The following is a 14,099-nucleotide window of genomic DNA, read 5'->3' on the forward strand; positions in this document are numbered from 1 at the left end:
CCTAGGATGGGTGCGAGGACCGGGCCCCTCAGGCGGCCCGCTGGACGTCGGCCGCGCGCCGCCGCCGGGCATGGAACGTGCAACCACGAAGGATGATGAGGACGTCATGACGGAGCTGAGCCGCAGCGAGGACAAGCGACTGGTGCTGGCCACGGGCCGCGCCCACCCCGAGCTCGCGCAGGAGATCGCGGAGGAGCTCGGCACCGAGCTGCTGCCCATGAGCGCCTACGACTTCGCCAACGGCGAGATCTACGTGCGCTCGGGCGAGTCGGTGCGCGGCAAGGACGTGTTCATCATCCAGTCGCACCCGGCGCCGCTGAACAACCACCTCATGGAGCAGCTGATCATGGTGGACTCCATGAAGCGCGCCTCCGCCCGCCGCATCACAGTGGTCTCGCCGTTCTACCCATACGCCCGCCAGGACAAGAAGGGCCGCGGCCGCGAGCCGATCTCGGCCCGCCTCGTGGCGGACCTGTACAAGACCGCCGGCGCCTCCCGCGTGATGAGCGTGGACCTGCACACCGCCCAGATCCAGGGCTTCTTCGACGGCCCGGTGGACCACCTGTTCGCCATCCCGCTGCTGGCGGACCACATCCGCTCCAGCGTGGAGGGCGAGGAGGTCACGGTGGTCTCCCCGGACACCGGTCGCGTGCGCGTGGCGGAGCAGTGGGCGGACCGCCTGGGCGGCGTGCCGCTGGGCTTCGTGCACAAGAGCCGGGACCTCACCGTTCCGAACAAGGCCGAGTCCAAGACCGTGGTCGGGGACGTCGAGGGCCGCGTCTGCGTGCTGATCGACGACATGATCGACACCGGCGGCACCATCGCCGGCGCCGTGCAGATCCTCAAGGACGCCGGCGCCAAGGACGTCATCATCGCCGCCACGCACCCGGTGTTCTCGGACCCGGCCGCCCAGCGTCTCGGCGAGTGCGGCGCCCGTGAGGTCGTGGTGACCAACACCCTGCCCATCCCGGAGGAGAAGCGCTTCGAGACCCTCACCGTGCTCTCGATCGCCCCGCTGATCGCCCGCGCGATCCGCGAGGTCTTCGAGGACGGCTCGGTCACCAGCCTCTTCGACGGCGTCGCCTGACCATGGCCGAGCGCGTCGAGCCGGCCCACGGGGAAGACGGCGGCGCGGTGGCCGCGCCGCAGCCTCACCGTCCGCGCCTGCCGTTCTGGGCCTCCCTGCTGCTGAACGTGGTGGTGGCCCTCGCGGTCGTCGCCGTGGTGCAGGCCCTGTGGGTGAAGGTGTACTCGGTGCCGTCCGGCTCGATGGAGAACACCCTCGAGGTGGGGGACCGCATGCTGGTCAACCGCACCGCCTACCCGGACGGGGCGGCCGACGCCCAGGACGTGGTGGTCTTCACGGCCAACGAGGACTGGGCGCACCCCATGCCACCGGAGGGGGCCGTGGAGAACGCCGTCCGCACGTTCGGCGACCTCACCGGCATCGGCCGCTCGCACGAGCAGGCCCTGGTCAAGCGCGTGATCGGCACCGCGGGGCAGACCGTGGAGTGCTGCACCGCCGAGGGCGCGGTGACGGTGGACGGGGAGCCCCTGGACGAGCCGTACATCCACAACGACCTGCCGTTCCTCCGGGACGAGCTGGACTGCGAGTCCGAGGTGATCTCCGCGCGCTGCTTCGGCCCGGTCACCGTGCCGGAGGACTCGATGCTCGTGCTCGGCGACCACCGCTCCAACTCGGCCGACTCCGTGATCGCGTGCCGCGGCATCCCCGCCGACCAGGCCGGGGACTGCGCGCGCTTCGTCACCCGCGAGGACATCGTGGGCGAGGTCTTCGTGACCGTCTGGCCGCCCACGCACTGGGGCGGGCACTGATCTCCTGAGGGGGCGGGGCGTCCTGGGCGCCGGCCGCCTCCGGGCCGTGCCGGCTCAGCCGGTCGTGGCCAGCTGCGCGGTGACCAGGGCGTCCATCGCCTCCCGCACCCGGGCCTCGGCGTCCTCGGGCACGGGCCCTTCGGCGCGGAGGCGGGCCACTACGTCGGCGGCCGTCCGCGGCTCGTCCAGCAGGAGCCAGACGGACGGGCCCAGACCTTCGAGCACGACCAGGCGGTCCGAGGCGAGCAGGACCAGGCGGCCGCTGTCGGTCAGGATGCCGTCGTCGACGGTGCAGCGGGACACCGCGCCCGGGGCCGCCGCACCGACCGAGGCCCGCAGCTCTTCCTCGGTGAGCGCCTCCCAGGCGGGGGTGACGGGCGTGGGCGGGGCCGCCAGGAGGCCGTCGACGACATCCCGCAGGTCCTCCGCTTCGGCGTAGACCAGGCGTTGGGCGCCGCCGACCGTGTCGAGGACGCGGCAGAGCGTCACGAGACCGCGGGGGAGCAGGGAGAGGGAGGAGGTCTGGGGGACGAGCGCCTCGAGCGCGGCCACGAGTTCTATGGCCTCCGCCCGCGGCGTCACCGGGCCTGCCGGATCCCGCACGCGGTCCAGCACGGCGATCCGGGCCAGCCGGGCGTCGGGGAGGGTCGGACCGAGACCCAGGTCGTCCGGGCCCCGCTGGGTCTTCGGGCGCACCCCCCGTGACCCCAGCAGGGACAGCGGCTTGGGGTAGGGCGTGACGGTCAGGCCGTCCGGTGCGATGATCGCCGTCTCGTCGGTGAGGTAGGCGAAATGGGGTCCCAGCCGGCGCGTGGCCGTCGTCTTGCCCGTCCCGGACGCCGCCACCAGGACCATCGCCGCCCCGGTGTCCGGTGCGGCGAGGCACGCGGCATGGAACAGCAGGTGGGTGCCGCGGGCGGACTCGATCGTCCGTGAGGTCGCCAGGAACACCAGGTCCTCGTGCCACTGGAGCCACGGAGACGCGGTGTGGGCGCCGCGGTGCGCATCGGTGTGGGTGGGCGGCTGCACGACCTCCACACCGCACCGGGCCCAGGACGCGATGACCTCAGCGCGCTCGTCTCCTGTGAGGCCGCTCACCGTCACGGCATCGAGACCGGTGCCGATGCGCAACGCGGTGGTCTCGCTCATGGCTTCGTCCTCCCCCTGGGCGCCGGGCATGGCTCACCCTTTCCATCCCGTGGCTGTCCGGTCAGTGTACTGAGCGCCGTGCGGGCGGCCATGGCGCCGCCCCACTGGCTGGCACGGGTCTTCGCCAGAGCCTCCCTATACTCGACACAGGTTCTCGGGCGCTGAGTGCGCCGTCCATCCGAGCTGAGGGAGGAGCCCGCATGACAGCCCAGTCGCCCACGGCGGCGGTGACCGTGGTGATCCCGCACTACGGCGATCCGGCCCCCACCCTCGCCCTCGTCGACCGCCTGCTGAGCGATCCCGGAGACGCGCTGGCCGCCGTCGTGGTCTCGGACGACGCCTCGCCCACCCCGTACCCCGAGGCGCACGATCCGCGTCTGACCGTGGTGCGCCGCGAGCGCAACGGCGGCTTCGGGGCGAACGTGAACACCGGCCTGGCCGCGGTCACCACCGAGCTGGCCCTGGTCCTCAACTCGGACGCGGACATCACGGGTGCGCAGATCGACGCGCTGGTGGCTGCGGCCGCTCCGTACCAGCCGGCCGTGGTGAGCCCGCAGGTCGTCAACGAGGACGGCTCGCCGCAGTGGTCTGGCCGGCACTTCCCCACGGTCCTGCACCAGACCGTCGAGTGGCTGACTCCGCTGGCCCGCTTCCGTCACCTGGACGTGCTCCACGAGGCCGTGGGGCACGACGTCGCGGCGGCCCGGTCCGCCTCGCCCGTGGCGGTCGACTGGGTGATGGGCGCCGTGCTGCTCCTGCCGATGGCGCAGGTCCGCGCCGTCGGCGGGTTCGACGAGGAGTACTTCATGAATTCCGAGGAGGTCGACCTGCAGCGGCGCCTGCGCGAGCGCGGCGTGCCGTCGATCGTGGTCCCGGCCGTCCGTGTGCCGCACGGGCTGCACGGCTCCTCGGATCCGCTGCGCCGGCGCGGCTGGCTGGTGGACTCCCGGTACCGCTACGCCCGGAAGTTCGGTCACCCCCGGGTCCTCAAGGCCGCGCTCACCGCGGCGACGGGGGCGAACTTCGCCGTGAACGCGCTCCGGCAGGCCCGGGGTGTGGACGTGGACGCCCGCGCCGTGCTCCGGGACGAGCACGCGCTGGTCTGGAAGGGGCGGCGCCGATGAGCGCCACCGGTTACACCGTGCCCGCGCCGCCCGACGCGCGGGGCGGCCGCTCCCCGGAACGGCTGTTCCTCGTCTCGCCGGCGTTCCACGGCTATCACCGCTCCATCGCGTCGGCGTGGGCGGCCCAGGGCTTCGACGTCGCGGTGCACTGCTACGACGCCTACGCCACGCTCGGCATGAAGCTGCGGAACAAGGGGCTGCTCGAGCTGCCGCAGAAGGCGGGCGTGGACCGCACGGCCGCGCGGGTCGCCTGGGACACGGGGCGGGCCGTGGCCGCGCTGCGTGAGGCCCGGCCGGACCGCGTGCTCGTCATCAAGGGGGACTCGCTGGGCGAGGACTTCTGGTCCGCGATCCTCGATGCGGGCCTGCCCCGCATGCTCTGGCTGTACGACGACCTCGCGCGGCACGACTACTCGATGGAGTTCCTGCGCTCCGTCGGGCCGGTGCTCAGCTACGCCCGCTCCGAGGCCGAGCTGCTGGCCGGCGAGGGCGTGGACGCCCACTACATGCCCAATGGTTTCGACCCGGCGATGGCGCTGCCGGAGGTGCCGCGGCGCGACGAGCTGGTCTTCGTGGGCTCGCGCTACCCGAACCGCGTGGAGCTGCTCTCGCGCCTGACCGCGGCCGGGGTGCCGGTGCGCGCCTACGGGCGTCAGTGGAGCCACCACCCGGTGGACCGCCTGCGCACGTGGGAGCTGACCCGGCCGGACCTGCCGGCCGAACGGGACATCCCCCTCGAGGAGGCGTACGCCGTGCAGGCGGCCGCCGCGGGCGCCATCAACATCCACGGGTTGCAGGCCGGCCACGCGATGCGGACCTTCGAGGTGCCCGGCATGGGCGGTCTCCAGCTCGTCGATCGGGCCGACGTGGCCGAGTTCTACGTCCCGGACGAGGAGGTGCTCGTCTTCGAGGACGCGGACCACCTCATCGAGCTGGGCCGCCGGGTCGTCGCGGATCCCGCCTGGGGAGCGCGCATCCGGGAGGCCGGCCGCCGCCGGTCGCACGCGGAGCACACGTTCGCGCGCCGGGCGGCCATGGCCCAGGGGTGGTGGGCATGACCGACGCGCCCCTCTTCTGGCGCTCCGAGGACCTGCCGCGCTGGCACGCGTGGCAGCGCGCCCAGTGGCCGCTGACCCGGCGGGCCGCGGACACCGCGCGCTCGACCGTGCGCGGCGTGGCCGGCGCCCTGACACGCCGCCGGTCCACCGGCGACGACGTCCCGCGCCTGCTCCTGCCGGCGGGGGACGTGCACACCCTCGTCGCCCTGGAGTCCTTCGGCCCCACGCAGCTGGCCGCGCTGGCCTCGCCCGTGGCCGCCCTGGCCACGGTGCGGCCGGAGGTCGCCGCCGGGGTCGGCTGGGTGCTGCCCGCCGGTGACGCACCCGCCCTGCCCGGGGCCGCGGGCCACCGGGAGCACGCCGCCACCGCCGACGTCGTGAGGGATCGCCTGTCCGGGCTCCGCCGCGTCCTGGTGGCGGGGGAGTACCTGCCCTCGGGTCGCGCCGCCGTGCGCTGGGCCCGGCAGCGGGGAGCGCGCATCGGCGTCGTCCAACACGGGCTGCTGGCCGTGTCCACGCCGCCCGTCCCGCAGGACGCCACCCTGTACGCCTTCACGAGCACGGACGCGGACTGGTGGACCCAGGGCCGCGCCGATGTGGAGGCCGTCCCGGTGGGCTCGGCGCTGCTGGAGCAGGCCCGCCGGACCGCGCCCGCGCTCTCGGGTGCCGGGGACGACGGCCCCGGGGTGTTCCTCGGTCAGCTGCACGGCGCCGAGCTGCCCCGCCGGGACTTCGCCGCGCCCGCCGAACAGTACGTGCGGGCCACCGGCGCCGCCTACCGCCCCCACCCGGCCGAGCGGGACCGTCTCTCCCGCGGCCAGCACGCGGCCTGGCGCAGAGCCGGTGTGCGGATCGACGACGCCGGGGCGCCCCTCGTCGCCATGCGCGGGCCCGTGGCCGCCGTCTTCTCCACCGGGATCCTCGAGGCCGCGCAGGCCGGCAGACCCGCGTGGGCCGTCCACCCGGACCCGCCCGCCTGGCTCGAGGGGTTCTGGCGGCGCTACGGCATGACCCGGTGGCGGCCCGGCCGCACCCCGGAGCCCACCCCGCCCCTGGCCTCGCCGACCGCGGACCCCGCGGCCGCGATCGCCGAGCACGTCTGGAAGGAGTCCGCGTGAGCATCCTGTGCGTCATCCCCGTGCGCGGCGGGTCCCGGGGGCTGCCCGGCAAGAACATCCGCCTCCTCGGCGGCCACCCGCTCGTGGCCTGGACCATCCAGGCCGCCCTCGAGGCGGAGGAGGACCTGCACGTGGTGGTCTCCACGGACTCGGCCGAGATCGCCGAGGTCGCCCTCCGCTACGGCGCGGACGTGCCGGGCTTGCGCCCTGCCCACCTGGCGCAGGACTCGACCCCCACCGAGCCGGTGATCGAGCACGTGCTCGCGGCCGAGCGCGCGGCCGGCGTCGAACCCGAGGGCGTGATGCTCCTCCAGGCCACCAGCCCGCTCCGCCTGCCCGGCACCCTGGACCGCGCCGTGCGGCAGTTCCGGGATACGGGGGTGGACTCGCTGGTCGGCGTCGTCCCGGTGTCCCCGTTCCTGTGGCGCCATCCCGAGGATCCCGGCGGGGAGCCGATCCCGGACTTCGACGTCACGGCGCGCAAGCGCCGGCAGGACATGACGCGCACCGACCTGCGGTTCCGCGAGAACGGCTCGCTGTATGTGACGCGCCCCTGGGTCTATGACCGGCTGCACAACCGGCTCGGCGGCCGGATCGGCATGCTGGAGCTCGACGACCTCGAGGGCGTGGACATCGACACCGAGCTGGACTTCGCCCTGGCCGAGCAGCAGATGGACCAGTACCTGGCGGTCCAGAAGGTGCTCCAGCACCACCCCGACCTCGGTGCCCCGCGCACCGCCGAGACCCCCACCACCGGCCCGAACCGCACCCCCGGAGGCGCGCAGTGATCATCGAACGCAGGCTCACCCCCTACCTCGTCTTCCCCGAGGACTCGCTCCTGGCCGCCCTGCAGAAGATGACCGACAACCGCGAGCGCACCGTGTTCGTGGTGGACTCCCACGGCTTCCTCGTCGGCTCGCTGACGGACGGGGACGTGCGCCGCTGGCTCGTGGCGCATCCGGAGGCGTCGCTGGACGTGGCCGCGGTCGACGTCGCCCATCGCGACCCGGCGACGGCGCCCCTGGGCGCCTCCCCGGCCGAGATGCGCGAGGCCCTGCCCGCCGGGGCGCTGCACCTGCCGCTGCTGGACGAGCGCGGCCGCCTGACGGCCCTGGCGATCAACCGGGAGGCGGAGCTGCGGGTCGGCGGGCACCGGATCGGGGAGGGCCACCCGGCGTTCCTGATCGCGGAGATCGGCAACAACCACCAGGGCGATGTGGACCTGGCCCGCCGTCTCGTGGACCTGGCCGTCGAGGCGGGCGCGGATGCCGTGAAGTTCCAGCTGCGGGACATGGACGCCCTGTACCGGCAGTCCGGTGCGGCCACCGCCGGTGAGGACCTGGGGGCCCAGCGCACCCTGGACGAGCTGGCCAAGTTCTCGCTCTCCGCCGAGGACATGGTGCGGGTGTTCGACCACGTCCGGGACGCCGGCGTCGCCCTGATGTGCACCCCGTGGGACGCCCCGTCCATGCGGGTGCTGCGCGAGTACCCGGTGGACGGCGTGAAGATCGCCTCGGCGGACCTGACGAACCACGGTCTGCTGCGGGACGCGGCCGCCTCCGGCCTGCCGATGGTGCTCTCCACCGGCATGTCCCGGGAGGAGGAGATCCGCGAGTCGGTGGCCCTCGTGCGCTCCTCCGGCGTCCCCTTCGCGATGCTGCACGCCCAGTCCACGTACCCCGCCCCCTACAAGGACGTGAACCTGGCCTACCTGGACCGGCTCGCGGAGATCGCGCAGACGCCGGTGGGCTACTCGGGGCACGAGCGCGGCTTCCACGTGGCCCTGGCCGCGGTGGCCCGGGGCGCTGCGATCATCGAGAAGCACTTCACCGTGGACCGCGGGCTCGAGGGCAACGACCACAAGGTCTCCCTGCTGCCGGAGGAGTTCGCGCAGATGGTCCGGCAGACGCGGGACATCGAGGAGTCGATCGGCGTCGGGAACGAGCGCGTGGTCTCCACGGGCGAGGCGATGAACCGCATCAACCTGGCCAAGTCCCTGGTGGCGGCCCGTCCGCTGCGGGCCGGCGCCACGATCACCGCGGACGACGTGACCGTGAAGTCCCCGGGCCGCGGCCTGCAGCCCAACGAGCTGCCGCGCCTGGTCGGCCGCACCCTGCACCGCGAGATGGCCGAGGGCGACTTCTTCTTCGCCGGCGACCTCACGGACACGGTGCCCACCGGGCGCCAGTTCCAGTTCCGGCGCCCCTGGGGCCTGCCGGTGCGCTACCACGACGTCGAGGCGCTGACGAAGGACTGCACCCCGGACTTCCTGGAGTTCCACTTCTCCTACAAGGACCTCGAGATCGACATCGACTCGGTGTTCAGCGAGCCCATGCCGATGGGCTTCACCACCCACCTGCCGGACATCTTCTCCGGCGACTTCCTCGTGGACCTGGCCAGCGACGACGACGCCGTGTGGGAGCGCTCGATCGCCGAGGTGCAGCGCACGATCGACATCACCCGGGACCTGAAGCGCTGGTTCCCGTCCGAGGAGGCGCCCATCATGGTCATCACCATGGGCGGGTTCACCCTGGACCGGCACATCCGCCCGGAGGAGCGGCGGCCGAAGTACGCGCGCATCGCCGAGGCCGTGAAGCGCCTGGACACCTCCGGCATCCGGATCGCCGCGCAGACGCTGCCGCCGTTCCCGTGGCTGATGGGCGGTCAGCAGTACCACAACCTCTTCATGGACCCGGACGACACCGTGGCGTTCGTGGAGGCCACGGGGGTGCCCCTGTGTCTGGACATCTCCCACTCCAAGCTCTCGGCCACGTTCCTGGGGATCCCCTTCTCGGAGATGGTGGAGAAGCTGGCCCCGCACACCATCCACCTGCACCTCGTGGACGCCACCGGTGTGGACGGGGAGGGACCGCAGATCGGCGAGGGCGACGTCGACTGGCCCGTGCTGTGCGAGCAGCTGGACCGCCTGGCCCCCGGGGTGAGCTTCATCCCGGAGATCTGGCAGGGCCACATCAACAACGGCGAGGGCTTCTGGACGGCCCTGGACCGCCTGGAGCAGTGGCTGTGATCCCCGAGGCCGCGACGACCACCCCGGCCCCGCTGACGCTCTGGGTGGTGCCCGTCGCCGACCTCGGCGGCGTGGCCCGGCACGTCCTCGACGTCGCGCGCGTGGGCCTGCCCGGCCTGCGTCTGGCGGTGCTCTGCCCCGAGGGGCCGCTCGCCGAGCGCCTCCGCGAGCAGGGCGCGGCGGTGTTCACCGGGGCCGTCGGTCCCGACGCCGGTCTGGCCGCCTCGGTGCGCACGCTCCGGACGGCGGTGCGCACCCTGCGCCCGGCTGCGGTCCACACGCACCTGGCCTACGCCGACCTCACGGCCTTCACCGCGCTGGGCACGGAGCGGGCCCTGCGACGGGCCGGTGCGCCGGCGCTGCTCAGCACCGAGCACGGGATCGCCCCGGACGACGGGCTGTACAACCGCGCCGCCGCGGCCCGGGTGAAGAACGCCGCGCACCGCGCCCGGCTGCGCGGTACGGACCTCGTGATCGCGGTGGCGCAGTCCACCGCGGACGTGCTCCGGCGCAAATGGGGTGCGGGGGCGCCCCTCACCGTGGTGCGCAACGGCGTGGACGTGCCCGCGGTGCGCGCCGCGGCCGCGGGGCGGCGGCGCGCACCGGGGGAGGGGCTGCGGATCCTGTCCCTGTCCCGGCTGGCCCCCGAGAAGAACCTCGACCGGCTGATCGCCGCGCTGCCCGCCCTGCTGGAGCGGGACCCCGGGACGCGGTTGACGCTGGCCGGCGCTGGCCCCCTGGAGGGGGAGCTGCGCGCCCAGGCCGAGGCGCTCGGTGTCGCGGATGCGGTCCACCTTCCCGGCTTCGTGGAGCCGTGGGAGACCATGGCCGAGCACGACGTGCTGGTGCAGCTCTCCGCGTGGGAGAACCTCAGCTACACCCTGCTCGACGCTGCGGCCGCGGGCCTGCCCGCCGTCGCCACGGACGTGGGCGGCAACGGGGAGATCCTGCCGCCCGAGCGCCTGGTCCACGAGACCACTCCGGCGGCCATCGCCGACGCCGTCGTGCGTGCCGCCGCCGACGGCCCGGGTGAGGTGCGCGTGGGCGACGTGGAGACGATGGCCCGGGCGACCGCCGAGGCGACCCTCGAGGTGCTCGGGCGGCGGGCAGGGAAGATCTCGGGATGACCGGTCGCATCTGGATCCTGGCGAACCAGGGCGAAGTGGGTGGCGGCGAGGTGATGCTGCACCACCTCGCCACGGCCCTGCGCGAGCTGGGGCGGGACGTGGGCGTCGTGGCCCCGGTGCACCCGGCCGAGACCGCCGATCGTCTGGCCGCGGACGGTTTCGACGTGGTCCGCGTGGGCGGGCCCGGACGCCTGGGGTACCTGCGCGCTCTCCGGGCCTGGGACCGTGGCCGAGGCAAGGACGACGTCGCGTGGTGCAACGGGCTGCTGCCGGCCGCGGCGCTGGCCGGTCGGCCGCGCCGGATCGTGCACCTGCACCAGGTGCCCGAGAAGCCGGTTCTGCGCGTGTTCTCCGCCCTGGCGCGTCCCGGTGCGCTCGCGGTTCTCGTGCCCTCCCGGTTCGCGGCGGACCGCATCCGCGGGGCCCGCGTGCTCCACAACTGGGTTCCGGCCCCGACGGCGCCACAGACACGGCGGGCCCGCGGTGCCGATGAGCCGGTGACCGTAGGCTTCCTTGGCCGCCTGTCCGAGGACAAGGGCATCCTCACCCTGCTGGAGGCCGCCGCGCTGCTGCGGAGGACCGACCCGCGCGCCTTCGTGTTCCGGGTCGCGGGGGAGAGTCGATTCGTGGCGGAGGACGAGGCCGAGCGGCTCGCCACCGCCCTGAAGGCAGCCGGTGAGGACGTCCAGGTGCTCGGCTGGCAGGACACGGGCAAGTTCCTGGCCTCCGTGGACGTGCTGGCCGTGCCGTCGCAGTGGGCCGAGGTCTTCGGCCTGGTGACGGCCGAGGCGATGGCCGCGGGCGTTCCGGTGGTGGCCTCCGATGCCGGGGCCGTTCCCGAGGTGGTCGGCAGCGCTCACCCCTTCGTTTTTCCGCAGCGAGACGCGGCCGCGCTCGCGGACTGCCTGCGGGCCGTGCGCGCGGTCGATCTGGGCACGGTGGCCCACTCCCAGCGGCACCGCTGGGCGTCGCTGTTCTCACCCGAGGCCGGACGCGCCGCCGTCGCCGAGCTCCTGGATGACCTGTCCCTATGAACCCCGCGGAGGACTCATGACAGAGACGCCCCTGACCCCCGAGGCCAGCGTGATCGTCCCCAGCCGAGGCGGCGCCCAGCGGCTGCCGCGCCTGATCGGCGCCCTCGCCGCGCAGGAGGACGCCCCGCCGTTCGAGGTCCACGTGGTCGTGGACGGGGATGTGGACGGGTCGGAAGCGGTGCTCGCCCAGTTGGCCGCAGAGCATCCGGGCCTGGGCCTGAGCTGGACCGTCTTCCGGGAGAACCGCGGACGGGTCGCTGCGCTCAACGCCGGTGCCGACGCGACGTCCGGCCGCATCCTCATCCGCGCGGACGACGATCTCGAGCCCGGACCGCACTACATCCGGGACCACGTGGCCGCGCACGCGGGCGGGCATGGCGGCGTGATCGGATTGACGGCCAATGTCCTCCCGGACTCCGCCTATCAGCGCGTCTACGGTGACGCCCAGGACGAAGCGCACCGTCGCCATGCCTATGCCCTTCCGGCAGAGCAGCAGTGGCGGCACTGGGCGGGCAACGTGTCCGTGCCCCGCACCCTCCATGCGGAGCTCGGCGGCTACGACCCGGACTACCGCCGCTATGGCTGGGAGGACGTGGACTTCGGCTACCGCCTCCACGTCGCCGGGTATCCGGTGGAGATCCGGCCGGAGCTGGAGACCCGTCACCACGCGGCGGCGGTCACCACCTACACCAAGGCGCGCCGGGCTCTGCATTCCGGGTCCGCCCGGCAGATCTTCATCGCCAAGCACGGGGCGGACGCACTCGGCGGGGACCGCGCCCCGGGCGGGCCGTGGGGCGCCGCCGTGCGGGCGGTGGCTGCTCTGAGCACGGAGCGCACGATCCAGTACAGCTCTGCCGTCGTCGAGCGTGCCGCTGCCGTGTTGCCAGCCCCGATCGCACGAAAGCTGATCGCCTTGCAGGTCGAAGCCGCGGCGGAGACCGGACGCACTCGGCCGGGGCGTGCCCGCCGACAGTTCTGAGGGGATCACCATGACCGACATGACACGCGGCCGGATCGCCATCGCCCACGACTACCTCACCCAGAAGGGCGGGGCGGAACGGGTGGTGCTCGCCCTGCACCGGATGTGGCCGGACGCGCCGATCTACACGACGTTCTACGACCCCGAGGGCACGTTCCCCGAATTCAAGGACGCGCACATCATCACCTCACCCCTGAACCGGGTGGGGCTGCTGCGGAAGGACCCGCGGCGGGCACTGCCGCTGCTGCCCCTGGCCTCCTCACTGCTGCATGTGAAGGAGCCGATCGCCGTCGTCTCGACCTCGGGCTGGGCGCACGGATTCCGGTACGACGGCGACACGCTCGTCTACTGCCACACCCCGGCGCGCTGGGTGTATCTGCTGGACGACTACCTGGGCGACGGCGGCCGGGACAGCATCAAGGGCCGGATCGCGCGCGTGCTGCGCCCGGGTCTGCGCAGGTGGGACCGCGTGGCCGTTCGGCGTCGATCACGCTATGTGGCCAACTCCACGGTGGTGAAGGAGCGGATCGAAGACGTCTACGGGCTCGAGGGCGTGGACCTCGTGTTCCCGCCGCACTCCGTGAGCACGGACGGCCCGCAGGAGCCGATCCCCGGTGCCGAGCGGCTGGCGGAGGACGGCTTCCTGCTATCGGTGGCGCGACTCATGCCGTACAAGCACGTGGACGTGGCGATCGAGGCAGCGGCCTGCGCGGGGCGGCCGCTCGTGGTGATCGGCAAGGGCCCGGAGGAGGCCCGGCTGCGGGCGATGGCGGGGGAGGACGTGGTGTTCGGCCAGGACCTCACCGACGCGCAGCTGCGCTGGGCGTACGCACACGCGACGGCACTGATCGCCGCGAGCCACGAGGACTTCGGCATCACGCCGCTCGAGGCGAGCGCGTGGGGCGTGCCCACCGTGGCGCTACGGGCCGGCGGTTACCTGGACACCATCGTGGACGGCGTCAACGGAGTGTTCGTGGAGGAACCGACGGTGGAGGCGGTGGCCGAGGGGGTGGAACGTCTGCTGGCGCATGACTGGGACCGGGCAGCGATGCAGGCGCACGCCGAACGGTTCTCCGAAGTGGAGTTCGGGCGGCGGATCCGTGGCCTGTTGGGCGAGGTGGCACACCCGTAAGCGGGGGACGGCCCGGACCCGGGGCGGGCCGTACGAACGCGAAGTACGGGCCCAGGGTCTACCTGGTGTTGGCCTCTGCGGTCCTCAACGGATTGTTGGTCGTGGCCCTCCTGTGGGTCGTGAGGCAAGTGGGCATTCGCACCTTGACCCAGGAAGCAGGCATCGTCGAGCCTCGCTGAAGCGCCCTGGGTTTCGTTCCGAGGTCAGGACGCAACGGGCGCTACGTCTCGGTCGTGAGTGTAGGCCGCCTCGACCTCCGCCGGAGTGCGGTAGCCGAGGGCCTCATGCAGGCGGGCGGTGTTCCACCAGTGCACCCACCCCATGGTGGCCAGCTCAACCGCCTGCACGGACTCCCACACGCGCTTGGAGTGGATGAGTTCGGCCTTGTAGAGGCCGTTCACGCTCTCCGCGAGGGCGTTGATGCTCCTATAGTTGTCAACTCGCGATCTGACCGGTGCGAGGGTTGGTCTTCACGAGGTGGTATACCTCGCGGATCACGTACTGGGCTGTCACG

General features: G+C 73.2%; 12 protein-coding genes and 1 pseudogene. 11 read left to right on the forward strand and 2 right to left on the reverse strand.

The features are described from left to right. Nucleotides 1-106: 106 nt before the first annotated feature. Nucleotides 107-1,087, forward strand: coding sequence for a ribose-phosphate diphosphokinase (locus ACTSKS_RS10510; protein WP_036340441.1), 981 nt, complete (start codon nt 107-109; stop codon nt 1,085-1,087). Between the two features lie 2 nt (nt 1,088-1,089). After that, nucleotides 1,090-1,836: a signal peptidase I gene (gene lepB, locus ACTSKS_RS10515; protein ID WP_206451531.1), complete on the forward strand. Its 747-nt coding sequence runs from the start codon at nt 1,090-1,092 to the stop codon at nt 1,834-1,836. A 54-nt stretch (nt 1,837-1,890) separates the two neighbouring features. Here the strand turns inward: lepB and ACTSKS_RS10520 are convergent, their stop codons facing one another. Then, the gene (locus ACTSKS_RS10520; RefSeq protein ID WP_442927538.1) at nt 1,891-2,985 is read right to left on the reverse strand and encodes a PqqD family peptide modification chaperone; all 1,095 of its coding nucleotides are present in this window, start codon (nt 2,983-2,985) and stop codon (nt 1,891-1,893) included. A 200-nt stretch (nt 2,986-3,185) separates the two neighbouring features. Between ACTSKS_RS10520 and ACTSKS_RS10525 the strand changes: the two genes are divergently transcribed. The 9 genes from ACTSKS_RS10525 to ACTSKS_RS10565 are packed head-to-tail and all read left to right on the forward strand — an operon-like array spanning nt 3,186 to nt 13,585. Beyond that, on the forward strand, nt 3,186-4,109 hold the full coding sequence (locus ACTSKS_RS10525; protein WP_250203075.1) for a glycosyltransferase family 2 protein: 924 nt from the start codon (nt 3,186-3,188) through the stop codon (nt 4,107-4,109). Next, a complete protein-coding gene (locus ACTSKS_RS10530) occupies nt 4,106-5,167 on the forward strand; it encodes a CgeB family protein (protein WP_442927539.1) in 1,062 nt (353 codons plus the stop codon). The genes ACTSKS_RS10525 and ACTSKS_RS10530 overlap by 4 nt, the downstream gene beginning before the upstream one ends. Then, complete coding sequence (locus tag ACTSKS_RS10535; protein WP_442927540.1) at nt 5,164-6,285, forward strand: RNA-binding protein; 1,122 nt, start codon at nt 5,164-5,166, stop codon at nt 6,283-6,285. The genes ACTSKS_RS10530 and ACTSKS_RS10535 overlap by 4 nt, the downstream gene beginning before the upstream one ends. Beyond that, nucleotides 6,282-7,073, forward strand: coding sequence for an acylneuraminate cytidylyltransferase family protein (locus ACTSKS_RS10540; protein ID WP_442927541.1), 792 nt, complete (start codon nt 6,282-6,284; stop codon nt 7,071-7,073). The genes ACTSKS_RS10535 and ACTSKS_RS10540 overlap by 4 nt, the downstream gene beginning before the upstream one ends. After that, nucleotides 7,070-9,313, forward strand: a complete 2,244-nt coding sequence (locus ACTSKS_RS10545) for an N-acetylneuraminate synthase family protein (RefSeq protein WP_442927542.1) — start codon at nt 7,070-7,072, stop codon at nt 9,311-9,313. The genes ACTSKS_RS10540 and ACTSKS_RS10545 overlap by 4 nt, the downstream gene beginning before the upstream one ends. Beyond that, nucleotides 9,304-10,440 carry a glycosyltransferase gene (locus tag ACTSKS_RS10550; protein WP_442927543.1) on the forward strand — a complete coding sequence of 379 codons (1,137 nt, stop codon included), beginning with the start codon at nt 9,304-9,306 and terminating at the stop codon, nt 10,438-10,440. The genes ACTSKS_RS10545 and ACTSKS_RS10550 overlap by 10 nt, the downstream gene beginning before the upstream one ends. Continuing rightward, on the forward strand, nt 10,437-11,474 hold the full coding sequence (locus tag ACTSKS_RS10555) for a glycosyltransferase (RefSeq protein ID WP_442927544.1): 1,038 nt from the start codon (nt 10,437-10,439) through the stop codon (nt 11,472-11,474). The genes ACTSKS_RS10550 and ACTSKS_RS10555 overlap by 4 nt, the downstream gene beginning before the upstream one ends. Before the next feature lie 16 nt (nt 11,475-11,490). Next, the gene (locus ACTSKS_RS10560) at nt 11,491-12,453 is read left to right on the forward strand and encodes a glycosyltransferase family 2 protein (protein ID WP_206452599.1); all 963 of its coding nucleotides are present in this window, start codon (nt 11,491-11,493) and stop codon (nt 12,451-12,453) included. A 10-nt stretch (nt 12,454-12,463) separates the two neighbouring features. Then, on the forward strand, nt 12,464-13,585 hold the full coding sequence (locus tag ACTSKS_RS10565) for a glycosyltransferase (RefSeq protein WP_442927545.1): 1,122 nt from the start codon (nt 12,464-12,466) through the stop codon (nt 13,583-13,585). Nucleotides 13,586-13,788: 203 nt separating this feature from the next. Here the strand turns inward: ACTSKS_RS10565 and ACTSKS_RS10570 are convergent. After that, nucleotides 13,789-14,004 (reverse strand): annotated as a pseudogene (locus ACTSKS_RS10570) (integrase core domain-containing protein); the annotation flags it as partial. Between the last annotated feature and the right edge of the window lie 95 nt (nt 14,005-14,099).

It is taken from the genome of Micrococcus sp. TCR-5 (genome assembly GCF_052220525.1).
GTDB lineage: Bacteria > Actinomycetota > Actinomycetes > Actinomycetales > Micrococcaceae > Micrococcus > Micrococcus luteus.